The 21,475-nt window shown below is 38.8% G+C and carries 25 protein-coding genes and 1 other annotated feature; of the genes, 18 read left to right on the top strand and 7 right to left on the bottom strand.

Annotated features, from left to right (window positions below; translation table 11 throughout):
* Window positions 1-9: 9 nt before the first annotated feature.
* From TZ96_RS06110 to TZ96_RS06085, 5 genes are all read left to right on the top strand, one after another.
* Entirely contained in the window at window positions 10-507 is a 498-nt protein-coding gene (locus tag TZ96_RS06110; RefSeq protein ID WP_045763324.1) for a GNAT family N-acetyltransferase, read from the top strand.
* A 94-nt stretch (window positions 508-601) separates the two neighbouring features.
* Window positions 602-1,228, top strand: coding sequence for an NAD(P)H-dependent oxidoreductase (locus tag TZ96_RS06105; protein ID WP_045763323.1), 627 nt, complete (start codon window positions 602-604; stop codon window positions 1,226-1,228).
* Between the two features lie 523 nt (window positions 1,229-1,751).
* A complete protein-coding gene (locus tag TZ96_RS11000; protein ID WP_241768492.1) occupies window positions 1,752-2,276 on the top strand; it encodes a hypothetical protein in 525 nt (174 codons plus the stop codon).
* Entirely contained in the window at window positions 2,273-2,707 is a 435-nt protein-coding gene (locus TZ96_RS06090) for a hypothetical protein (RefSeq protein WP_045763321.1), read from the top strand. The genes TZ96_RS11000 and TZ96_RS06090 overlap by 4 nt, the downstream gene beginning before the upstream one ends.
* Before the next feature lie 22 nt (window positions 2,708-2,729).
* Window positions 2,730-3,197 carry an 8-oxo-dGTP diphosphatase gene (locus tag TZ96_RS06085; RefSeq protein WP_045763320.1) on the top strand — a complete coding sequence of 156 codons (468 nt, stop codon included), beginning with the start codon at window positions 2,730-2,732 and terminating at the stop codon, window positions 3,195-3,197.
* Here TZ96_RS06085 and TZ96_RS06080 read toward each other — a convergent pair.
* On the bottom strand, window positions 3,194-3,709 hold the full coding sequence (locus TZ96_RS06080) for a transcription repressor NadR (RefSeq protein WP_045763319.1): 516 nt from the start codon (window positions 3,707-3,709) through the stop codon (window positions 3,194-3,196). The two genes, TZ96_RS06085 and TZ96_RS06080, sit on opposite strands and share 4 nt — an antisense overlap.
* 18 nt (window positions 3,710-3,727) lie before the next feature.
* Complete coding sequence (locus TZ96_RS06075) at window positions 3,728-4,255, bottom strand: ECF transporter S component (protein WP_001095969.1); 528 nt, start codon at window positions 4,253-4,255, stop codon at window positions 3,728-3,730.
* Window positions 4,256-4,432: 177 nt separating this feature from the next.
* Window positions 4,433-4,568 (top strand) — a sequence feature (ribosomal protein L10 leader region).
* A gap of 38 nt (window positions 4,569-4,606) precedes the next feature.
* Here TZ96_RS06075 and rplJ point away from each other — a divergent pair.
* From rplJ to TZ96_RS06050, 5 genes are all read left to right on the top strand, one after another.
* Window positions 4,607-5,107, top strand: a complete 501-nt coding sequence (gene rplJ, locus TZ96_RS06070) for a 50S ribosomal protein L10 (protein ID WP_001287269.1) — start codon at window positions 4,607-4,609, stop codon at window positions 5,105-5,107.
* A gap of 73 nt (window positions 5,108-5,180) precedes the next feature.
* Window positions 5,181-5,546, top strand: a complete 366-nt coding sequence (gene rplL, locus TZ96_RS06065) for a 50S ribosomal protein L7/L12 (protein WP_001196968.1) — start codon at window positions 5,181-5,183, stop codon at window positions 5,544-5,546.
* A 403-nt stretch (window positions 5,547-5,949) separates the two neighbouring features.
* A complete protein-coding gene (gene glyQ / locus TZ96_RS06060; RefSeq protein ID WP_000038760.1) occupies window positions 5,950-6,867 on the top strand; it encodes a glycine--tRNA ligase subunit alpha in 918 nt (305 codons plus the stop codon).
* 281 nt (window positions 6,868-7,148) lie between these two features.
* Complete coding sequence (glyS, locus tag TZ96_RS06055; RefSeq protein ID WP_045763318.1) at window positions 7,149-9,185, top strand: glycine--tRNA ligase subunit beta; 2,037 nt, start codon at window positions 7,149-7,151, stop codon at window positions 9,183-9,185.
* A 29-nt stretch (window positions 9,186-9,214) separates the two neighbouring features.
* Window positions 9,215-9,472, top strand: a complete 258-nt coding sequence (locus TZ96_RS06050; RefSeq protein WP_045763317.1) for a DUF896 family protein — start codon at window positions 9,215-9,217, stop codon at window positions 9,470-9,472.
* 82 nt (window positions 9,473-9,554) lie between these two features.
* Here the strand turns inward: TZ96_RS06050 and TZ96_RS06045 are convergent, their stop codons facing one another.
* From TZ96_RS06045 to TZ96_RS06035, 3 genes are read right to left on the bottom strand one after another with little or no spacing between them, the layout of a single operon-like run.
* Window positions 9,555-10,793, bottom strand: coding sequence for an NAD(P)H-dependent oxidoreductase (locus tag TZ96_RS06045; protein WP_045763316.1), 1,239 nt, complete (start codon window positions 10,791-10,793; stop codon window positions 9,555-9,557).
* Between the two features lie 17 nt (window positions 10,794-10,810).
* A complete protein-coding gene (locus TZ96_RS06040) occupies window positions 10,811-11,416 on the bottom strand; it encodes an NADPH-dependent FMN reductase (protein ID WP_000915942.1) in 606 nt (201 codons plus the stop codon).
* A gap of 34 nt (window positions 11,417-11,450) precedes the next feature.
* A complete protein-coding gene (locus TZ96_RS06035) occupies window positions 11,451-12,371 on the bottom strand; it encodes an FAD:protein FMN transferase (protein WP_045763315.1) in 921 nt (306 codons plus the stop codon).
* A gap of 317 nt (window positions 12,372-12,688) precedes the next feature.
* Here TZ96_RS06035 and nox point away from each other — a divergent pair, with 317 nt between their 5' ends.
* Window positions 12,689-14,068: a H2O-forming NADH oxidase gene (nox, locus tag TZ96_RS06030; RefSeq protein WP_045763314.1), complete on the top strand. Its 1,380-nt coding sequence runs from the start codon at window positions 12,689-12,691 to the stop codon at window positions 14,066-14,068.
* A gap of 92 nt (window positions 14,069-14,160) precedes the next feature.
* Here the strand turns inward: nox and TZ96_RS06025 are convergent, their stop codons facing one another.
* Complete coding sequence (locus TZ96_RS06025) at window positions 14,161-15,018, bottom strand: YitT family protein (protein WP_045763313.1); 858 nt, start codon at window positions 15,016-15,018, stop codon at window positions 14,161-14,163.
* Window positions 15,019-15,080: 62 nt separating this feature from the next.
* The gene (locus TZ96_RS06020) at window positions 15,081-16,736 is read right to left on the bottom strand and encodes an Rqc2 family fibronectin-binding protein (protein ID WP_045763312.1); all 1,656 of its coding nucleotides are present in this window, start codon (window positions 16,734-16,736) and stop codon (window positions 15,081-15,083) included.
* Between the two features lie 104 nt (window positions 16,737-16,840).
* Here TZ96_RS06020 and ybeY point away from each other — a divergent pair, with 104 nt between their 5' ends.
* The 7 genes from ybeY to rpmG are packed head-to-tail and all read left to right on the top strand — an operon-like array spanning window position 16,841 to window position 21,443.
* The gene (gene ybeY, locus TZ96_RS06015) at window positions 16,841-17,338 is read left to right on the top strand and encodes an rRNA maturation RNase YbeY (RefSeq protein ID WP_000275150.1); all 498 of its coding nucleotides are present in this window, start codon (window positions 16,841-16,843) and stop codon (window positions 17,336-17,338) included.
* Window positions 17,319-17,714 (top strand): diacylglycerol kinase family protein, encoded by a 396-nt coding sequence (locus TZ96_RS06010; protein WP_000378151.1) that lies wholly within the window; start codon window positions 17,319-17,321, stop codon window positions 17,712-17,714. Before ybeY ends, TZ96_RS06010 begins: the two co-directional genes overlap by 20 nt.
* 16 nt (window positions 17,715-17,730) lie before the next feature.
* Window positions 17,731-18,630, top strand: coding sequence for a GTPase Era (gene era / locus TZ96_RS06005; RefSeq protein ID WP_045763311.1), 900 nt, complete (start codon window positions 17,731-17,733; stop codon window positions 18,628-18,630).
* Between the two features lie 48 nt (window positions 18,631-18,678).
* Window positions 18,679-19,503 carry a DNA-formamidopyrimidine glycosylase gene (mutM, locus tag TZ96_RS06000; RefSeq protein WP_045763310.1) on the top strand — a complete coding sequence of 275 codons (825 nt, stop codon included), beginning with the start codon at window positions 18,679-18,681 and terminating at the stop codon, window positions 19,501-19,503.
* Entirely contained in the window at window positions 19,503-20,108 is a 606-nt protein-coding gene (gene coaE, locus TZ96_RS05995; RefSeq protein ID WP_045763309.1) for a dephospho-CoA kinase, read from the top strand. Before mutM ends, coaE begins: the two co-directional genes overlap by 1 nt.
* A complete protein-coding gene (locus tag TZ96_RS05990; RefSeq protein WP_045763308.1) occupies window positions 20,095-21,294 on the top strand; it encodes a multidrug efflux MFS transporter in 1,200 nt (399 codons plus the stop codon). The genes coaE and TZ96_RS05990 overlap by 14 nt, the downstream gene beginning before the upstream one ends.
* Window positions 21,294-21,443 carry a 50S ribosomal protein L33 gene (rpmG, locus tag TZ96_RS05985; protein WP_001809104.1) on the top strand — a complete coding sequence of 50 codons (150 nt, stop codon included), beginning with the start codon at window positions 21,294-21,296 and terminating at the stop codon, window positions 21,441-21,443. Before TZ96_RS05990 ends, rpmG begins: the two co-directional genes overlap by 1 nt.
* The last annotated feature ends 32 nt before the right edge of the window (window positions 21,444-21,475 follow it).

Genomic DNA, 21,475 nt, shown 5'->3' with positions numbered 1-21,475 from the left:
ATAAAGCGAATGAAGATTATCATTAAAACAATGGAAACTCCTGAAGAGATAGAAGGTAAGTCCCTCGTTCACTGGCAAACGTGGAGAGAGGCTTATGACGATCTTTTACCCGCGGAATTTCAGGAGACGATGACATTAGAAAGATGTCGATTCTTTAGTCAAAAATATCCAGAAAATACCTTGATTGCTATGGATGGAAAGCAGGTCGTTGGATTTATCAGCTATGGAAATTTTCGTGATGAGACTATTCAAGCTGGTGAAGTCATTGCCTTATATGTTTTAAAAGATTACTATGGAAAAGGTGTGAGTGAACAGTTAATGCATGCTGCATTTGTTGCTCTCGATCATTTCTCTGAAGTTTATTTATGGGTATTGAAAGATAATAAGCGAGCCATTGCTTTCTATCAAAAAATGGGTTTTACTTTTGATGGCCAAGAAAAAATACTTGACCTTGGAAAACCTGTTAAGGAATTGAGGATGATGTGTTCTTCAAATAAAAATTCCTAAAGGACGTATCTATCAATCTTTGAACCATTATTAACTAATCAAGTATAAAATGTGAAATAGATAGAATGAAACAAAGAGATGAAGGAGTAGACGAATGAAAATTCTAGTCATCAATGGACACCCGGATAAGGAAAGTTACTGTCAAGCCATTTTTCAAACCATTGTAGATAATATTGATTTAAGTCACCATGAACTTGAAGTCATCAGTCTTAATGAAGAAGATTTTGATCCTGTTTTACGTTATGGTTATCGAAAACGTATGGAAGAAGATTCTTTTATCCTTCATTCTCAGCAATTAATCCAATGGGCAGATCATTTCATCTTTATTTATCCTATCTGGTGGAGTAGTATGCCTAGCCTCATGAAAGGCTGGATTGATCGTGTCTTCACACCTGGGATTGCCTACTCTGCCAATGACCAGGGAAGTTTTATCTGGAATTATCTAAGAGGCAAGCAGTTTAAAAAGTTATTAAAAGGGAAAACAGCCAGTATTTACGCAACCTCCATGGCGCCCACTTGGTGGTATAAAATCTTTTCGGGTCCTATCAACATTCCAGATAGCTATGGCATCTCTGTTTTGAAAAATGCGGTCTTGAATCACTGTGGAATTAAAACTAAGCGCGTGTGCGTACTAGGTGAAGTTGGACGGGATGTGAATACAACAAGTATGCGTGAAAAGCATCTCCAAAAAGTAGCAGAAGAAGTTAAAAAACTATCATGAAACAAAAAAGTAAGAGACAGAAAACATTAAAAAAACACCAGAAATCAAAGCGAAAGATTGGTCTACTAGACCGCATGAATCTGTGGTTTGTGCAACATTCAACAATTGCCTGGATCCTTGATGCAAGCGTTCTGTTCTTTTCTGCTCTAGGAATATTATATCTATTGTACGGAACAACCCTTATTTCAAGTCCCTATCGGGAACTGCATTATAGTTTTCCACTTTTTTAAATCTTTTTGTATTGGTGAATGCATCTTATCATTCTTTTCTTCGTACCTTTAGGAAAGACTGGATTTCCTTGCGAAATTTTGCAGAAGTGTTTTTATATCCTAACGGAATTGCTTGTGTATTCCAGTTAACGATTGGGATGACCTCTAAAAGAGGAACAAGATTACTTCCGATATGGGCATTAGACTATCGCTACATCTGGTTTCCACTCTTACTTATTTCATTTTCTTTCTAGTGCCTATTGTGACAATTATAATTTCCAAGTATATTGAAAAGAAAAAGAGAAAAGAAGAAAATGGGAAAAATACAATCAAATCAAAGTAACAAAAGAAAGTCAAATACAAAAAAGAATCACCCAAGAAAAGAAAGTTTTCAGCTTTGGCTAGATTCTCATAAAATTATAGGTTTTTTCCTGATCCTTGCTCTCATCTTAGGAATAGGACTAGGTGTTACCCTTGTTTTTAAACTTCTTCCTATTCCGTCTCCATACCGAGATATCAACTATAGTTTTCCAATATATATAAATCTTTTTTGTCTGGTGTATCGATTATTTGACTATTGGTTCCTAGACTTGTCTAAGACAAGGATGACAATAAAAAGATATGCAGATTTATTTATCTATCTTAATAGTATTGGTTTAATAGTTCATCTCTTTATTGGTATTGGCGGGAAAAATAGTAAAGGAATTTTACCTCCCCTCTTATCCCTAGATCACCGCTACATCTGGTTTCCTATTGCAACTTATCTGATCTTTTTCAGTTTGGCATCTATTATAACTCTAGTAATGAAATATATTGAAAAGAAAAGGAGTCAATCATGATGAAACATCTAACTGTATTTAGGTTTATTTATCTTTTGTGCCTGGTATTTGTACTGCTTCATTTTATCTTAGGGCTTTTTGGTTTAGCCTTTACACCGGTCTTGTGGAATTTCTGGTTCTTTGGTCTTTGTTTAACCCTATTTATCCATCCGTGGACTATCTTTTATAAATCTAGAATCTTTCAATGGCATCATCTGATTTTTCAAGCTCTCAGTGGATTCGTTGCTCTCATAATCTGGTTTATGATATTTTTATTTTTCTCCACGGTTCCAGATTCATCTATGCCTATCAATTTAGACTACTATGTGATTAGGGAAAAAAATGAAATAAGAATCATCAGAGGATTCTTACTCCATGAAATTCATGAATATCATGACTTAGTTAATCCTTTGATTATGAAGTCTAAAGTTAAGTATGTAGAAAAAAATTAAACATTAGAAAGTGAGTCTATGTATGTCTCGAGCACAATTAACCATTCTAACTAATATTTGTCTAATAGAAGACCTTGAAAATCAGCGCGTGGTTATGCAGTATCGATCGCCTGAAACCAACCGCTGGTCTGGCTATGCCTTTCCAGGAGGTCATGTTGAAAATGGAGAAGCATTCGCTGAATCTGTTATTCGTGAAATTTACGAGGAAACAGGTCTGACGATTCAAAATCCTCAACTTGTCGGCATTAAAAATTGGCCTTTAGATTCGGGTGAACGCTATATTGTCTTTTGTTATAAGGCGACTGAGTTTTCTGGAAGGCTTCGTTCTTCGGATGAAGGAGAAGTGTCCTGGGTACAAAAAGACCAGATTCCAAATTTGGATCTGGCCTATGATATGTTACCTTTGATGGAGATGATGGAAGCTCCTGATAAATCAGAATTTTTTTACCGTCACCGTACAGAAGATGGATGGGAAAAGAAAACCTTCTAATCCTTTACTAAATAACCTAACTTATCCAAGGCCTTCTCGATATAGAGGAGGTCTTGTTCATTTTCAGCTTCGACTAGGTGATAATGGACGCCATCTGTTAATTCAGAAAGTGGTCTAAAGTCAGACCTTTCGACTTGCTCTAAAAAATGCTGAACGTCACGACGACAAGAGAGTTTGAGCAAGGTTTCAATTTCTCCGTAGACAGGATGATCAATCAAGGTATTTTGAACACGTCCCCCATTATCGACGATAGCTAGAAGTTCTTGACCTATTTCTTCCATCTCGTGCTTAACTTTAAACAGTCTGTGAACATAAGGATTGGTTTTATTCTCTTTATAGATATAGCCACGATTGGTTGATAAGATCGGAGCACCGTCTGCACGAAGAACTGCAATGTCCTGAACGATAATCTGGCGAGTGACATGAAAATGTTCTGCTAAGCTTTTTCCGTTTAGAGGTTTTTGAGCTTTTTCTAAGAGTTGTAGAAGGGCTTCTTTTCGATTTTTTGTCATATTCTTCTCTCTTAACGCTTAACGGCGTTTTCTCAATGCTTTATAAACAGCCAAGGCTAAGTAATAGTCTACCATACTATGGATAATAGTACCAAATCCAACTAATACAAACAAGACATAGAACATATTTTTTAAGTCAGTTCCAGTACTAGCATAAAAGATCATACAAGCCAAAACTTCAGCAATAGCATGAACCAAACCAAGTACAAAGTTAAAAATCAATGAAGATTTCTTATTGTCCAAGGTTTGAGGATGTTTTTGAAGATAGAAAGCACCCAGACTTCCAAAGAATATGTGGGAAAAGGCGCGAAGTACAATGACAATCGGATACCCAGCCATGAGAAATCCTAAACTAGAAGCTATAATAACAAAGATAGCCATCCATGGCGAGAGAAACATGGCGATAAAAATAGCAACGTGACTTCCTAAAGTGTAGGAAGCGGGAGGAATGACAATTTTAAAGGGCATCACCAAAGGAATCAAAATAGCGATAGCTGTTAGCAATGCGGTTAAGGTCATGAATTGTGTTTTCTTTTGTGTATTCATAATAACTCCTTTTTATCTGTATATACAGTTGTATAGTACAATAAAAAATCAAACAAGTCAAGAACTAAAATTGATTTTTGATGAGATTATCTTGAAATAAGGTTAAAAAATAAATAAATTTTTTAAAAAATAAGAAAAAAACTCTTGCACTAATCAAAGTAGTATGTTATACTTAATAACGGTTTGAAAAAACTGCCTAAGACAGTAGGGGAGCTCGACTCATAAGTATCCTACCGAGGACAAAACGTATCATGTAAAAAGAAGCGTATTGTACTTTCGTGTCTAGGTTTGGGCGCGTTTTTCTTTTGGAAAAATTCCCCAAGCAAAATAATTACGGAGGTGAACACACTAATGAGTGAAGCAATTATTGCTAAAAAAGCGGAACTAGTTGACGTAGTAGCTGAAAAAATGAAAGCTGCTGCATCAATCGTCGTTGTTGACGCTCGTGGTTTGACAGTTGAACAAGATACAGTTCTTCGTCGTGAGCTTCGTGGAAGCGAAGTTGAGTATAAAGTTATTAAAAACTCAATCTTACGTCGTGCAGCTGAAAAAGCTGGCCTTGCAGAACTTGCATCTGTATTTGTTGGACCATCTGCTGTAGCATTTTCTAACGAAGATGTTATCGCTCCAGCGAAAATCTTGAACGACTTTGCTAAAAACGCTGATGCACTTGAAATCAAAGGTGGTGCAATCGAAGGCGCTGTCGCATCAAAAGAAGAAATCGTTGCTCTTGCAACTCTTCCAAACCGCGAAGGACTTCTTTCTATGCTCCTTTCTGTACTTCAAGCGCCAGTGCGCAACGTTGCTCTTGCAGTCAAAGCGGTTGCAGACAACAAAGAAGACGCAGCTTAATCTTAAGCTACGCAGCGTAGCCTAGCTACAAAAATATAAACATAAAATATAAACTTATTTGGAGGAAATAACAATGGCATTGAACATTGAAAACATTATTGCTGAAATTAAAGAAGCTTCAATCCTTGAATTGAACGACCTTGTAAAAGCTATCGAAGAAGAATTTGGTGTAACTGCAGCTGCTCCTGTAGCTGTAGCTGCTGCTGGTGGTGCTGAAGAAGCTGCTAAAGATTCATTTGACGTTGAATTGACAGCTGCTGGCGACAAGAAAGTCGGCGTTATCAAAGTTGTGCGTGAAATCACAGGTCTTGGTCTTAAAGAAGCTAAAGAACTTGTTGATGGTGCACCAGGTGTCATCAAAGAAGGCGTTGCAGCTGCAGAAGCTGAAGAAATCAAAGCTAAATTGGAAGAAGCTGGAGCTTCAGTTACTCTTAAATAATAGAGAAACTACATTCGTAGCTTAAAAACATGATTAAACCGCTAGTCTTAGGATTAGCGGTTTTTCTTTTTGTTCGAGAAGGGGCAAAAAAGGGCAGTTAAATTAATTTGACTGAGAAATATATAGGATTAGTGATAAAATAATTTTACTTTTTCATTCCTTTTTGTTATAATAGACGACAAGAAAGAATATCTTATCAGTAAATCCCAAGCGAGCCTGTGGTAGTGAGAGTCAGGTGATTGAGAGATGAGTGTGGCGCTTTTGGTAAATTTTAAAAAATAATGAAGTAATAAATTAGGGTGGAACCGCGTTTCTGACGCCCCTAGGTCACTTGACTTAGGAGCAAAGACACGGTTCTTTTTGTATTCTAGGTCGCAAGAAATTATAGAAAAAGGAGTTAATAATGTCTAAAAAACTAACCTTCCAAGAGATTATCTTGACTTTGCAACAATACTGGAATGATCAGGGTTGTATGCTCATGCAGGCTTATGATAATGAAAAGGGTGCGGGAACTATGAGCCCTTATACTTTCCTTCGTGCTATTGGTCCTGAGCCATGGAATGCGGCTTATGTAGAGCCATCACGTCGTCCAGCAGACGGTCGTTACGGGGAAAATCCAAACCGTCTTTACCAACACCATCAATTCCAAGTGGTCATGAAACCATCACCTTCAAACATCCAAGAGCTCTACCTTGAGTCATTGGAAAAATTGGGAATCAATCCTTTGGAACACGATATTCGTTTCGTTGAAGATAATTGGGAAAACCCATCAACTGGATCAGCAGGTCTTGGTTGGGAAGTTTGGCTTGATGGTATGGAAATCACTCAATTTACTTACTTCCAACAAGTCGGTGGTTTGGCAACTGGACCTGTTACCGCTGAAGTTACTTATGGTTTAGAGCGTTTAGCTTCTTACATCCAAGAAGTAGATTCTGTTTACGATATTGAGTGGGCTCCAGGTGTTAAATATGGAGAAATCTTCCTTCAACCAGAATACGAGCATTCAAAATACAGCTTTGAAGTTTCTGACCAAGATATGCTTCTTGAAAACTTTGAAAAGTTTGAAAAAGAAGCAGGACGTGCTTTGGAATTGGGCCTAGTTCACCCTGCCTATGACTACGTTTTGAAATGTTCACACACTTTCAACTTGCTTGATGCTCGTGGAGCAGTATCCGTAACAGAACGTGCTGGTTATATCGCTCGTATTCGTAACTTAGCCCGTGTCGTAGCCAAAACCTTCGTCGCAGAACGTAAGAAACTTGGCTACCCACTTCTCGACGAGGCAACACGCGCCAAACTCCTAGCAGAAGAGGAAGAATAAAAAAGTTACAAGAATAGAAAAAGGGCGAACAAAGTGAGCCCGTATGGCACCCAGAGGCAAGTCGAAGACTTGCTAAAGGGATAGGCACCGCTGTACTGCTATCTGGGGATTTTTGAAACTTTAGGTTCAAAAATCAGTTGGCTAAATCCACTTTGATGAGACTGTTGGAAATCTTTGTCAAGAAGACAGAAGATTTCCCCATAGACTCACAAAGTTAGTTAGCAACGTCCCCAGTACCTAAGGTGCCTATCAAAAAGAAGAAATTTTGTAAAGGAAAAAACATGGCAAAAAACTTATTAGTAGAACTAGGACTTGAAGAGTTACCAGCCTACGTTGTTACACCGAGTGAAAAACAACTAGGTGAAAAAATGGCAGCCTTTTTGGATAATAACCGCCTTTCATACGAAGGAATTCAAACTTTTTCAACTCCACGTCGTTTGGCTGTTCGCGTACTTGGCTTGGCAGACCAACAAACGGATTTGACTGAAGATTTTAAAGGACCTTCTAAAAAAATTGCTTTGGATGCAGAAGGAAATTTCTCTAAAGCAGCGCAAGGGTTTGTCCGTGGTAAAGGATTGACTGTAGATGATATTGAATTCCGTGAAATCAAAGGTGAAGAATATGTCTACGTAACTAAGCATGAAGCTGGAAAACCAGCTGAGGAAGTTTTGGCTGGAATTCCAGAAGTATTGGCTAGCTTAAGCTTCCCGGTAAGTATGCACTGGGCAAACAATACCTTTGAATATATCCGTCCAGTCCATACGTTGACAGTTCTTTTGGATGATGTGGCACTCGATATGGATTTCTTAGATATTCATTCAGGAAGAGTTAGCCGTGGACATCGTTTCCTTGGTCACGAAGTAGAAATTCAGCATGCTGACAGCTATGAAGAAGACCTGCGCAAAGTTTATGTTATTGCAGATAGCATTGAACGCGAAAATATGATTCGTGAGCAAATTAAGGCTATCGAAGCTGCAGAAGGTGTTCAGGTACAAATTGATGAAGGACTCTTGAATGAAGTTCTGAATTTGGTTGAATATCCAACTGCCTTTATGGGGAATTTTGATCCTAAGTACCTAGAGGTTCCAGAAGAAGTCTTGGTCACTTCAATGGAAACTCACCAACGCTACTTTGTAGTACGTGACCTTGACGGAAATCTAAAACCAAACTTTATTTCTGTTCGTAACGGAAATGCAGAGTATCTGGATAATGTCATCCGAGGAAATGAGAAAGTCTTGGTGGCACGTCTGGAAGATGGTGAATTCTTCTGGCGCGAAGACCAAAAACTCAAGATTGAAGATCTTGTAGCTAAATTATCACACGTAACCTTCCATGAAAAGATTGGTTCACTTCGTGAGCACATGATTCGTACAGGGCAAATTGCTATCCTTTTGGCAGAAAAAGCAGGTTTATCAGTTGATGAAACTGTTGACCTTGCTCGTGCTGCAGCCATTTATAAGTTTGACCTCTTGACTGGTATGGTTGGTGAATTTGATGAGCTTCAAGGGATCATGGGTGAGAAATATGCCCTTCTCGCTGGTGAAAATGCAGCAGTAGCACAAGCTATTCGTGAACACTACCTTCCAGATTCTGCAGATGGTGCTCTTCCTGAGTCTAAAGTCGGAGCTATCCTTGCACTAGCTGATAAATTGGATACTCTCTTGTCCTTCTTCTCTGTTGGTTTGATTCCATCTGGTTCAAATGACCCTTATGCTCTTCGTCGTGCAACACAAGGGATTGTCCGTATCTTGGAAGACTTTGGCTGGAATATTCCAATGGACGAATTGATTGCTAGCCTTTATGCTTTATCATTTGATAGCCTAACTTACGATAATCAAGAAGAAGTACTTAACTTCATCAAAGCTCGTGTTGATAAGATGATGGGTTCTACTGCAAAAGATATTAAGGAAGCTGTTCTAGCAAGCTCAAACTTTGTTGTTGCAGATATGATTGAAGCAGCAGAAGCACTGAAAGAAGCATCTCTAAATAGTGACTACAAACCAGCTGTTGAATCCTTATCTCGTGCCTTTAACCTAGCGGAAAAAGCAGAAGGTTCAGTCAAAGTTGATACTAGTCTCTTTGAAAATGAACAGGAAAAAGAACTAGCTCAAGCAGTAGAAAATCTAGAATTGAAAGGTTCAGCTAGTGATAAATTAACGCAGTTATTTGCTCTTAGTCCTGTTATTGATGCATTCTTTGACAATACAATGGTTATGGCAGAGGATGTTGATGTTAAGAATAATCGCCTAGCTATTCTAACTGAACTTGTGAATAAAGCAAAAACTGTCGCTGCTTTTAATCTTCTTAATACAAAATAGAAATTAAAAAGTAGATTGGAGGTTCAAATATGACACCAGAAAAAATCGCTCGTATTAATGAGCTTGCGAAAAAGAAAAAAACTGAAGGCTTGACTGCAGAAGAAAAAGTAGAACAAGCTAAACTTCGTGAGGAATATATCGAAGGCTATCGTCGTTCTATTCGTCATCACATTGAAGGAATCAAAATCGTAGATGAAGATGGAAATGATGTGACTCCTGAAAAACTTCGTCAGGTACAACGTGAAAAAGGCTTGCATGGTCGTAGTCTTGACGATCCAAATTCATAATTTTGAGATATAGAAAACTCGGTTAGATTTCGCTAACCGAGTTTTTGTTTTAAAAAAGGAACCAAGAATGGTTCCTTGATGACTAGTTACTTGCACCAGAAGTAGCGTCTGCATCTCCATGGCCACCATCAGCTGAGTCAGAAGCGCCAGAAGTAGCATCTGCGTCGCCATGACCTCCAGCAGCAGGAGCAAAAGGTCCGCTGCCTCCTACCAAGCGTTGACCTGTTTCTTTCAAGTACCAGTCAAGCCATGGTTGGAAGTTAAAGACAATTTCATTGATACCAGCATATGATCCGTCAGGATAGTACATAGCTTGGTAGTTGTGAGTGTTGATAACACCGGCAGGAGAACCAGGAACGATTGTACGTACGTATTCTTGGTTACCATTGCGAAGTGTTCCGATAACCCACTCAACATTTTTCATACGTGCTGGTGGAAGTGAACCGTGAACGGTTGACATACGGCTACCAGATTGAGATGGTACACGTTTTGCAAACATTGTATCAGGATCTTGGTGAGCATTGTTGTAGTAGAGGAATTGGTTGTTATCGTCAGCGTATGTCAATTCAAAAGGCATAGCTTTCAAGAACATATCAATTTGGTTAACAGTCAAGATACCATGGTCAAGTTTAACATATGTATCACCTGAAACAGCACCTGTGATTTCTGCGACTTTTTCTACCCAGTTTGGATCGTCAGGATCAACTTCTGTAATAGTTGTAGCGATTGGTTTTCCACAATCCAAGTCTTCTGGTTCAATTGGTTTTGGTTTTTTCAATTTAGAAACGACTCCTACGTATTTGACAAAGTTATCTAAGCAAGTTTCAAGGAATTTAACAGTTCCTTCGTTGATAATATTTCCGTTAGCATCAAAAGCTTCTTTAGCTTTTCCAAGAAGGAATTCATTACCTGGAAGAGTATAGGCATTTACACCTGGAGCGTCAAGAATCTTACGAAGGTGAACTTGTGCACGAGAAGTTCCTTGGTCGTAGTAAGAAGCACCCACGATAATCACTGGTTTGTTTTCGAATGGATGTACTTCATATGAAAGCCATTCAAGAACTGACTTGAGTGAAGCAGAAATTGTATGGTTGTGCTCAGGAGTAGCAATAATCACACCATCAGCACGAGTAATTTTATTGTAAAGAAGGCGTAATTGGAAGCTTTCGTCCCATTTTTCGTCTTGGTTAAACATTGGAACTTCATCGATTTCAAGAACTTCTAATTCAAATTTCAGTTTGAAGTTACGACGGATGAATTCCAAGAGTTTGCGGTTATATGATTGGTCGTAGTTTGATCCAACAAGTCCAACAAATTTCATTCTTTCGATCTCCTATCTTACAAATTTTCCCAGTCAAATTCTTCTGCATCTTTACGAAGAAGTTCTTGTGCATTACGCAATTTTTCAGTAATCTTGACAAAGATACGGAAGTCATCAAAGATGGCATCCAATTTCTTGATGACATCAAGATCTACCAAGTCACCATTCTTATCGAATGCTTGAAGAGAATGAGAGAGCAAGAACTCATCTGGAAGAACATTTGCTTTAATTTCTGGAGCATTCAAGATTTGACGGAGTTGCAATTGAGCACGTGATGAACCGAGTGTACCGTATGAAGCTCCTGTGATCATCACTGGTTTGTTAAGGAGTGGAAATACTCCATAAGAAATCCAAGCAAGAGCGCTCATAAGAACAGCAGGAATTGAGTGATCGTATTCAGGAGTACCGATAATCACACCATCAGCTGCTTCAATTTTTGCAACAATTTCTAAGGCTTCTGCAGGAATAAGTTTATCTGCAGGTTTGTTGAATACTGGTAGGTCTTTAATTTCTACCAATTCGATTTCTGCTTTATCAGCAAAGTGTTTTTGCATATATTGAAGCAGTTGGCGGTTTGTGGAACGTTTAGAGTTAGTTCCTACAATAGCAATAAGTTTTAGCATGAGCTTTCCTTTCTCTTTTTGCATTATTTATTATTTATCTTTGGATACCGGATGAACAAGCGATATGTCCATCTTTATCAATAAGGATGGCTTCAATTCCATCGATATTTTCGATTTGCCACATGATAGAAGCGCTACGTTCACCAAACAATCGTGTGGTCCATATCTCACCATCAACTGAGCGGTCAGATATAATCGTTAAACTAGCCAAATCCGTCTCAATAGGATAGCCAGTTTCACTATCGAAAATGTGATGATAATCCTTTCCATCGATTTCAAGATGCCGTTCATAAATTCCAGAAGTAACAACAGATTTTCCAGTGATAGATAAGGTCATCAGATGATTACCACGTGGATGATTAGGGTCTTGAATACCAATTTGCCAAGGTTGTCCATTTCTGGCTTGGTTATTACCAATAGTAAGGATATTTCCCCCGAGATTGATAAGAGCAGAAGTGACACCATTTTCTTTTAAGAAAGTAGCAACCTTATCTGCGCTATAGCCCTTGGCTAAACAACCTAAATCAATTTTCATTCCTTTCTTTTCTAAGAAAACAGTAGAAGCAATTGAATCAAGTTTGATAAAACGGGGATCTATCAATGGTAAAACCGAAGAAATTTCTTCAGGACTAGCAACTTTTGCATCGGAAAAACCAATACGCCAGGTTTGTACCAAGGGACCAATGCTGATATTGAGATGACTTCCAGGAGCTAGACTGTGTTCTAATCCTAAAGAAATCAGTTCAAACAGATCAGGGTGGACCTTAACTGGGGCAATTCCTGCCTGATAGTTAACTTCCATTAATTCCGATTCGGTGCTATTCGCATTGAATCGGAATTCAAGTTCCTTTAGCAAATCAAAAGCTTGACGGAGAAGATTGTCCGCTTGTTCATGTACCAAGGAAATAGTAATCGTAGTTCCCATTAACCGTTCAGATAATGAACTGAGAGGCAAAGAATCAACTCCCTTCAAATCAATTGGAAATAGTTGTAAATCCAGATATGAAAGCAATCTGAAGATTTAAATTTCATTTCCATATAAATAGAATATCATAAAGTCAGCGTTTTCACAAATTATTTTTTACAAAAAGTCAAGAAATATGCTTGGATAAATAAAAAAAGTGCAAAAAACTTTGAAAAAGTTGAAAATAAATTAATATATATTTCAAAAAAATTTCAAAAAAACAGCAAACTAGTCAAAAAGCTTGTAAACGCTCACAGATAATGATATACTAGAAAGGTAAATAAAAAATTAAAGGTAGGAATTATCTTATGAGTAAAATCGTAGTCGTGGGTGCTAACCACGCTGGAACTGCTTGTATCAACACTATGTTGGACAATTTTGGAAGTGAAAATGAAATCGTTGTCTTTGACCAAAACTCAAACATTTCATTCCTAGGATGTGGAATGGCTCTTTGGATTGGTGAGCAAATCGATGGTCCAGAAGGTCTCTTCTACTCAGATAAAGAAAAATTGGAAGCAAAAGGTGCTAAAGTTTATATGAACTCACCAGTTCTTTCAATTGACTATGATAACAAAGTTGTAACTGCTGAAGTTGATGGAAAAGAACACAAAGAATCATACGAAAAATTGATCTTTGCTACAGGTTCAACTCCAATCTTGCCACCAATCGAAGGTGTTGAAATTGTTAAGGGTAACCGCGAATTCAAAGCAACTCTTGAAAATGTACAATTCGTTAAATTGTACCAAAACGCAGAAGAGGTTATCAACAAACTTGCTGACAAGAGCAAACATCTTGAGCGTATCGCTGTTGTTGGTGGTGGATACATCGGTGTTGAGCTTGCTGAAGCATTCGAACGTCTTGGAAAAGAAGTTGTACTTGTTGATATCGTTGACACTGTATTGAACGGATACTATGACAAAGACTTCACACAAATGATGGCTAAAAACTTGGAAGACCACAACATCCGTTTGGCACTTGGTCAAACTGTTAAAGCTATTGAAGGTGACGGTAAAGTTGAACGCTTGATCACTGACAAAGAAAGCTTTGACGTTGATATGGTTATCCTTGCAGTTGGTTTCCGTCCTAACACAGCTCTTGCTGATGGTAAGATTGAACTCTTCCGCAACGGTGCTTTCCTTGTTAACAAAAAACAAGAAACATCTATCCCAGGTGTATTCGCTGTGGGTGACTGTGCAACTGTTTATGACAACGCTCGTAAAGACACTAGCTACATCGCTCTTGCATCAAATGCTGTACGTACTGGTATCGTAGGTGCTTACAATGCTTGTGGTCATGAACTTGAAGGAATCGGTGTTCAAGGATCAAACGGTATCTCAATCTATGGTCTTCACATGGTTTCAACTGGTTTGACTCTTGAAAAAGCTAAAGCTGCAGGCTACAATGCTGTTGAAACAGGCTTCAACGATCTTCAAAAACCAGAATTTATGAAACATGACAACTATGAAGTAGCAATCAAGATTGTCTTTGATAAAGATAGCCGTGAAATCCTTGGTGCTCAAATGGTATCTCGTGATTCAGCAATCAGCATGGGAATTCACATGTTCTCATTGGCTATCCAAGAACATGTTACAATTGAAAAATTGGCATTGACTGACCTATTCTTCTTGCCACACTTCAACAAACCATACAACTACATCACAATGGCTGCACTTACAGCTGAAAAATAATGACTTGTAAAACGGAAGAGTTGCTTCTTCCGTTTTTATCATCAAAAAATAGTAACTTCAAACTCGAAGTTACTATTTTTGTTGTCTATGTATTAGGAAGTTTCTTCTTTTACAAAGGTGAAACCTTCTCCTAGAATTTCGTGAGCTTCAGTGATGGTGATAAAGGCTTTAGGATCGATCGTATGAATCAGTTCTTTCATCTTAATCATTTCATTTCTTGCTACGATACAGTAGATAATTTTTAAATCTTTTTGACTGTAGTAACCTTGCCCAGATATGAAGGTGACACCACGACCTAAATCTTCATTGATTTTATCTGCCACTTCCATAGGCTTTTGAGTGATAATCATAAAACCTTTTCCAGCATATCCGCCTTCACCAATCAAGTCAATAACTCTTGAGACGATGAAGTCAAATAGAAGTGTATAAGTAACGAGACGAAGGTCTTGGAAGATTATTAAAATGAGCATTAAGATGAGGAAGTCTAGTGCAAAGAGTAATTTCCCCACGGAGATATTGGTGTACTTGTTCAGGATTCGAGCGACGATATCTGTTCCTCCAGTGGTACCACCAGCATTGAAGATAATACCTAGACCAAGTCCCAAAAGAACACCCGCAACTAAAGCAACGATGACTAGATCTCCCTCAAGATTAAAGCTGAGAGGAATCTTCTCAAAGATTGCCAGCCAAATAGATAAGGAAATAGTACCAAGCAGGCTGCTGTACAGGGTCTTCGCACCAAATATTTTCCAGGCTAGAATGAATAATGGGATATTGATGATGAGGTTCATCACGGAGATAGGGATGTTAAAGAGATAATAGGTAATCAAGGTGATTCCCGTTGCTCCACCTTCGAATAAGTGGTGGGGAACAACAAAATACGTGAGTCCGAAGGCATAAATGGCAGCTCCGAATATTATGGTTAAAATAGATTTGATATGCCGTAGCATTGAACGCACCTCCCATTTTTATTTGAGTCTATAGCAGTAACAGCCCACAAGTATACAAGACTTTATTTGATTTTCATGGACTGAATTTTTTCAGGGTCGGGTGTAACACGGAGGGTCTTTTGCCCAGTATAGGTGACAAAACCAGGTTTTCCACCAGTTGGTTTGTTGAGTTTTTTAACTTCAATCATATCCACCTGAACGAGATTTGAGAGACGTCCCTTAGAGTAGTAGGCTGCAAGTTCTGCAGCGTCTGTTTTAACCTCATCAGTAGGATTGAGATTGCCAGAGATAACAACGTGACTTCCAGGAATATCCTTAGCGTGAAACCAGAGTTCTTCTTTACGGGCCATTTTAAAGGTCAATTCCTCGTTTTGTAGGTTATTGCGCCCCACGTAGATGATCGTTTTTCCATCACTAGCTAGATACTGCTCAGGTTTCTGTCGTTTCTGGATTTTTTCCCTTTGTCTTCGACGGATAAATCCTGTTTGGATTAATTCTTCTCTAATTTCAGCAATTTCATCGAGTCCGGCTTGATTGAGTACCGTTTCGACACTTTCTAGATAGAGAATGGTTGCCTTGGTTTCTTCAATCAGGTCAGTCAAGTATTTGACAGCTTCTTTTAATTTCTGATAGCGTTTGAAGTAGCGTTGAGCATTTTGGTTTGGCGTTAATGCCTTATCAAGTGCAATCGTGATAGGCTGGTTGGTGTAGTAGTTTTCCAAAATGACCTGATCTTGGTCATTGGGAACTTGATGAAGGAAAGTGGTTAGTAACTCACCTTTTTGACGAAATTCTTCTGCATTTTCGGTAGCCAGAAGTTCTTTTTCCTGTTTCTTTAGTTTTTGACGATTCTTTTGTAGTTCGTTTTCGACGCGACGTATGAGTTCGCTAGCCTGTTGTTTCACACGGTCACGTTCGGCTTTATCCTTATAATAGATATCAAGTAATTGTGAAAGACTGTCAAAATTCTCCTCTGTTTTACTAGAAAAAGGCACACAAGAAAAGGATTTATCTGTTAGGCAAGGTTTTGTTTCTTGTCCAAAGAAGTTCCGGAAATTGGCTAGTTTATCATTAAGCAGTTGTCTTTCTAACTCGGTTGCTGTATCTCTTCCCAAACCTTGAAAGAGGTTTTGAAGGTTTTTAGCAGTTAACTCTTGGGTTTGTAGAATCTCAAAGAGTTTTTCGTCCTTGACCATAAAAGGATTGAGCGCCTCTGTACTTGGAGGAGCGATATAAGTAGCACCTGGTAATAAGGTACGGTAGCTATTTTGAGAGAAACCGATATGCTTGATAACTTCAAGGATTTTGTGACTAGACTTATCTACAAGGAGAATATTGCTGTGTTTGCCCATAATCTCAATAATAAGCGTGGCTTGGATATGGTCCCCAATCTCGTTTTTATTGGAAACCGTGATTTCCACGATACGATCGTTTTCAATTTGCTCGATTGACTCAATAACTGCTCCTTGAAGATACTTTCTCAATACCATAATAAAAGTAGATGGCTGAGCAGGGTTTTCAAAGGTGGACTCTGTTAACTGGATGCGTCCAAAAACTGGATGGGCAGACAGGAGCAAACGATGACTTTTACGATTGCTACGGATTTGCAGGACCAATTCTTGGTCAAAGGGTTGATTAATCTTTTGGATGCGACCATTTAGTAGTTCAGTTCGCAATTCCTCAACCATGTGGTGTAAAAAAAATCCATCAAATGACATGGTTCTCTCCTCGTGAATGTATTCCATAGTATTATATCAAAAAGGTAGAATAAAATCATAGAAATGTGATATAATAAAGCCAAGTAAAGAGAATCGAGAAGCACATGTATATTGAAATGGTAGATGAAACTGGACAAGTTTCAAAAGAAATTTTAGAACAAACACAGGAAATTTTAGAATTTGCTGCAAAAAAAATTGGAAAAGAAGACAAGGAAATGGCGGTCACATTTGTGACCAACGAACGAAGCCATGAACTCAATCTAGAGTTTCGTGATACCGATCGTCCAACAGATGTTATCAGTCTTGAATATAAGCCGGAGTTAGAGATTGCCTTTGATGAGGAAGATCTGGAAAATGATCCCGACTTGGCAGATATGATGTCAGAATTTGATGCTTATATCGGTGAGCTTTTCATTTCCATTGATAAGGCACATGAGCAAGCTGAGGAGTACGGTCATAGTTTTGAGCGTGAAATGGGCTTCTTGGCAGTGCACGGCTTTTTACACATTAACGGCTATGATCACTACACTCCCGAGGAAGAAGCGGAGATGTTCGGTTTACAAGAAGAAATTTTGACAGCCTATGGACTCACAAGACAATAAACGAAAATGGAAAAATCGTGACCTAATCTCCAGTTTAGAATTTGCCATTACAGGGATTTTTACTGCGATTAAGGAAGAACGTAACATGAGAAAGCATGCAGTGACGGCTCTAATAGTTGTCCTTGCAGGTTTTGTTTTTCAGGTGTCACGAATCGAATGGTTATTTCTACTTTTGAGCATTTTCATGGTAGTAGCTTTTGAGATTATTAATTCAGCTATTGAAAATGTAGTAGATTTGGCTAGTCACTATCACTTTTCTATGTTGGCAAAAAAAGCTAAAGACATGGCAGCTGGTGCCGTGCTTGTGGTCTCTCTTTTTGCCGCTTTGACAGGTGCACTCATCTTTCTCCCACGGATTTGGGATTTATTATTTTAAACAGTAAGAGGAAATTATGACATTTAAATCAGGCTTTGTAGCCATTTTAGGACGTCCAAATGTAGGGAAGTCAACTTTTTTGAATCATGTCATGGGGCAAAAAATCGCCATCATGAGTGATAAGGCGCAGACAACGCGCAATAAAATCATGGGGATTTACACCACTGATAAGGAGCAAATCGTCTTTATCGATACTCCTGGTATTCACAAGCCTAAGACAGCTCTTGGAGATTTCATGGTAGAGTCAGCCTATAGCACCCTTCGTGAAGTAGATACTGTTCTTTTTATGGTTCCTGCAGACGAGCCACGTGGGAAGGGTGATGACATGATTATCGAACGACTCAAGGCTGCTAAGGTTCCGGTTATTCTTGTGGTCAACAAAATTGATAAGGTACACCCTGATCAACTTTTGGCTCAAATTGATGATTTCCGTAATCAGATGGATTTCAAGGAAATTGTTCCGATTTCAGCACTTCAGGGAAATAACGTTTCTCGTCTAGTCGATATTCTAAGTGAAAATCTTGAGGAAGGTTTCCAATATTTCCCTGCGGATCAAATCACAGACCATCCAGAACGATTCTTAGTTTCTGAGATGATTCGTGAAAAGGTCTTGCACCTAACTCGTGAAGAAATTCCACACTCAGTTGCAGTAGTGGTGGACTCTATGAAACGAGACGAGGATACAGACAAGGTTCATATCCGAGCAACTATCATGGTTGAACGTGACAGCCAAAAAGGGATTGTCATCGGTAAAGGTGGTGCCATGCTCAAGAAAATTGGGACTATGGCCCGTCGTGATATCGAGCTTATGCTAGGGGACAAAGTTTTCCTAGAAACCTGGGTCAAGGTCAAGAAGAACTGGCGCGATAAAAAGCTAGATTTGGCTGACTTTGGCTATAATGAAAAAGAATATTAAGTAGAGGTGGGCTCATGCCTGCTTCTTGTTTTTACAGAAGGAGGAATTATGCCTGAATTACCTGAAGTCGAAACGGTTCGACGAGGTCTTGAAAAACTGATTCTGGGTAAGAAGATTTCGAGTGTAGAAATTCGCTATCCTAAGATGATTAAGACAGATTTGGATCAGTTTCAGAAAGAATTACCTGGTCAGATTATCAAGTCAATGGGACGTCGTGGTAAGTATTTACTTTTCTTCCTGACAGATAAGGTCTTGATTTCTCATCTACGGATGGAAGGCAAGTATTTTTACTATCCAGACCAGGTTCCTGAACGTAAGCATGCCCATGTTTTCTTCCAGTTTGAAGACGGTGGCACTTTAGTTTATGAGGATGTACGCAAGTTTGGAACTATGGAATTGCTTGCTCCTGAACTCTTAGATGCTTACTTTGTATCTAAAAAGCTTGGACCAGAACCTACTGAACAGGATTTTGACTTAGAGATTTTTAGAGGTGCCTTGAAGAAATCTAAGAAGCCTATCAAATCGTATCTTCTCGACCAGACTTTGGTTGCTGGATTGGGAAATATCTACGTGGATGAAGTTCTCTGGAGAGCTCAGGTTCATCCAACTAGACCTTCAAAAAGTTTGACAAGAGCAGAAGCAACAGCTATTCATGATCAAACCATTGAAGTTTTGGGGCAGGCTGTTGAGAAAGGCGGTTCAACCATTCGCACCTATACCAATGCATTTGGCGAAGATGGGACCATGCAAGACTTTCATCAAGTCTATGATAAAGCTGGACAAGCTTGTTCACGTTGTGGATCCATTATCGAAAAAATTCAACTCGGTGGTCGTGGAACCCATTTTTGCCCAAAATGTCAAAGGAGAAAGTGATGGGAAAAATTATTGGAATCACTGGTGGTATTGCATCCGGGAAGTCCACCGTCACAAATTTTCTAAGACAAAAAGGGTTTGAAGTGGTAGATGCGGATGCGCTTGTTCACCAACTTCAAAAACCTGATGGTCGCCTTTATCAGATTTTAGTAGAGCATTTCGGTGAAAAAGTCCTTCTAGAAGATGGGAAATTGAATCGACCATTACTTGCCAGTCTGATCTTTTCTAACTCTGAGGAGAGAGAATGGTCTAAAGAAACTCAAGGACAAATCATCCGTGAAGAATTGGGCTCTTTGAGAGACAAGTTAGCTAAAACTGAGGACGTATTTTTCATGGATATTCCATTGCTTTTTGAACAGGACTATGCTTCATGGTTCGATGAAACTTGGCTAGTTTATGTAAGGCGAGATACCCAGCTGGATCGCTTAATGAACCGTGATCAGTTATCCAAAGAGTCAGCTGAAACTCGTTTAGCTTCACAGTGGCCTTTAGAAGAAAAGAAGAAATTTGCTACTTATATATTAGACAATAATGGTAGTCGAGAGCAGCTTTTGAGTCAAGTAGTGACCTTACTTGAAGGAGGCAATGCCCATGCAAGAGATTAGTTGGAAGGATAATCTTCGTATTGCTTGGTTTGGTTGTTTTTTAACAGGAGCCAGCATTTCTCTCGTTGTTCCTTTCATGCCTATTTTTGTCGAACAGTTAGGAATTGAAGGAGATCAAGTTGCCTTTTATTCAGGTTTAGCTATATCAGTCTCAGCCATTTCTGCAGCCTTTGTATCACCAATTTGGGGTATCTTAGCAGACAAGTATGGTCGAAAACCCATGATGATTCGTGCAGGGCTAGCCATGACTATTACTATGGGTGGTCTGGCTTTTGTTCCAAATGTTTTCTGGCTCTTGTTCTTACGATTTCTTAATGGAGTTTTTACAGGATTTGTACCCAATGCGACAGCTTTAATTGCTAGTCAAGTCCCCAAAGATAGGTCAGGATACGCTCTAGGGACTTTATCAACTGGTGTTGTCGCTGGAACTTTGACTGGTCCATTTGTAGGTGGTTTCATTGCTGAAATTTTTGGCATTCGGAATGTCTTTTTATTGGTTGGTAGTTTCCTGTTCTTGGCAGCTATCTTAACCATTCTTTTTATCAAAGAAAACTTTCAACCAGTGCCAAAAGAAAAAGCACTCCCTACAAAAGAGCTCTTTACTTCTGTTAAATATCCTTTTCTCTTGATAAATCTATTTCTAACCAGTTTTGTAATTCAGTTTGCTGCCCAATCTATTGGTCCCATCCTTGCCCTGTATGTACGAGATCTGGGACAGAAAGAGAACCTTCTTTTTGTCTCTGGTTTGATTGTATCCAGCATGGGATTTTCAAGTATGATGAGTGCAGGTATCATGGGTAAATTAGGTGATAAAGTGGGCAATCATCGACTACTTGTCGTAGCTCAGGTATATTCAGTTTTCATATATCTATTATGTGCAAATGTGACTAGCCCATTCCAATTAGGCTTCTATCGTTTTCTATTTGGTCTGGGAACAGGAGCTCTGATCCCTGGTGTCAATTCTCTCCTAAGCAAAATGACTCCTAAAGCAGGCATTTCAAGGGTATTTGCCTTTAATCAAGTCTTCTTTTATCTAGGAGGAGTGATAGGTCCCTTAGCAGGATCAGCAGTAGCGGGACAATTTGGCTATCACTCAGTATTTTATGCAACAGCTCTTTGTGTAGCTCTCAGTTGTTTATTTAACCTTATCCAATTTAGAACATTATTAAAAGTGAAGGAAATCTAGTGCGAGTAAAAATCAATCTCAAATGCTCCTCTTGTGGCAGCATCAATTATCTAACCAGTAAGAACTCCAAAACCCATCCAGACAAGATTGAGGTCTTAAAGTATTGCCCTAAAGAAAGAAAAGTGACTCTACATCTTGAATCTAAGTAGAAATTATGGTAGAATAATAGGGATTTTAAGGA

This window comes from Streptococcus infantis (assembly GCF_000963255.1).
In the GTDB taxonomy this organism is placed as follows: domain Bacteria; phylum Bacillota; class Bacilli; order Lactobacillales; family Streptococcaceae; genus Streptococcus; species Streptococcus nidrosiense.
The sequence above is the reverse complement of the archived record's forward strand: the minus strand, read 5'-3'. Positions and strand labels throughout refer to the sequence as shown.

Excerpts from the sequence above, each read along its gene's own strand:
- TZ96_RS06040 (WP_000915942.1), bottom strand. The coding sequence starts at position 11,416 with ATGCTAAAACTTATTGCTATTGTAGGAACTAACTCTAAACGTTCCACA.
- coaE (WP_045763309.1), top strand. The coding sequence starts at position 19,503 with ATGGGAAAAATTATTGGAATCACTGGTGGTATTGCATCCGGGAAGTCC.
- nox (WP_045763314.1), top strand. The coding sequence starts at position 12,689 with ATGAGTAAAATCGTAGTCGTGGGTGCTAACCACGCTGGAACTGCTTGT.
- rplL (WP_001196968.1), top strand. The coding sequence starts at position 5,181 with ATGGCATTGAACATTGAAAACATTATTGCTGAAATTAAAGAAGCTTCA.
- TZ96_RS06085 (WP_045763320.1), top strand. The coding sequence starts at position 2,730 with ATGTCTCGAGCACAATTAACCATTCTAACTAATATTTGTCTAATAGAA.
- ybeY (WP_000275150.1), top strand. The coding sequence starts at position 16,841 with ATGTATATTGAAATGGTAGATGAAACTGGACAAGTTTCAAAAGAAATT.
- TZ96_RS06105 (WP_045763323.1), top strand. The coding sequence starts at position 602 with ATGAAAATTCTAGTCATCAATGGACACCCGGATAAGGAAAGTTACTGT.
- TZ96_RS06075 (WP_001095969.1), bottom strand. The coding sequence starts at position 4,255 with ATGAATACACAAAAGAAAACACAATTCATGACCTTAACCGCATTGCTA.
- glyQ (WP_000038760.1), top strand. The coding sequence starts at position 5,950 with ATGTCTAAAAAACTAACCTTCCAAGAGATTATCTTGACTTTGCAACAA.
- TZ96_RS06080 (WP_045763319.1), bottom strand. The coding sequence starts at position 3,709 with ATGACAAAAAATCGAAAAGAAGCCCTTCTACAACTCTTAGAAAAAGCT.
- TZ96_RS05990 (WP_045763308.1), top strand. The coding sequence starts at position 20,095 with ATGCAAGAGATTAGTTGGAAGGATAATCTTCGTATTGCTTGGTTTGGT.
- rplJ (WP_001287269.1), top strand. The coding sequence starts at position 4,607 with ATGAGTGAAGCAATTATTGCTAAAAAAGCGGAACTAGTTGACGTAGTA.
- TZ96_RS06020 (WP_045763312.1), bottom strand. The coding sequence starts at position 16,736 with ATGTCATTTGATGGATTTTTTTTACACCACATGGTTGAGGAATTGCGA.
- TZ96_RS06050 (WP_045763317.1), top strand. The coding sequence starts at position 9,215 with ATGACACCAGAAAAAATCGCTCGTATTAATGAGCTTGCGAAAAAGAAA.
- TZ96_RS06110 (WP_045763324.1), top strand. The coding sequence starts at position 10 with ATGAAGATTATCATTAAAACAATGGAAACTCCTGAAGAGATAGAAGGT.
- TZ96_RS11000 (WP_241768492.1), top strand. The coding sequence starts at position 1,752 with ATGGGAAAAATACAATCAAATCAAAGTAACAAAAGAAAGTCAAATACA.
- TZ96_RS06045 (WP_045763316.1), bottom strand. The coding sequence starts at position 10,793 with ATGAAATTTGTTGGACTTGTTGGATCAAACTACGACCAATCATATAAC.
- TZ96_RS06010 (WP_000378151.1), top strand. The coding sequence starts at position 17,319 with ATGGACTCACAAGACAATAAACGAAAATGGAAAAATCGTGACCTAATC.
- TZ96_RS06090 (WP_045763321.1), top strand. The coding sequence starts at position 2,273 with ATGATGAAACATCTAACTGTATTTAGGTTTATTTATCTTTTGTGCCTG.
- mutM (WP_045763310.1), top strand. The coding sequence starts at position 18,679 with ATGCCTGAATTACCTGAAGTCGAAACGGTTCGACGAGGTCTTGAAAAA.
- era (WP_045763311.1), top strand. The coding sequence starts at position 17,731 with ATGACATTTAAATCAGGCTTTGTAGCCATTTTAGGACGTCCAAATGTA.
- TZ96_RS06025 (WP_045763313.1), bottom strand. The coding sequence starts at position 15,018 with ATGCTACGGCATATCAAATCTATTTTAACCATAATATTCGGAGCTGCC.
- glyS (WP_045763318.1), top strand. The coding sequence starts at position 7,149 with ATGGCAAAAAACTTATTAGTAGAACTAGGACTTGAAGAGTTACCAGCC.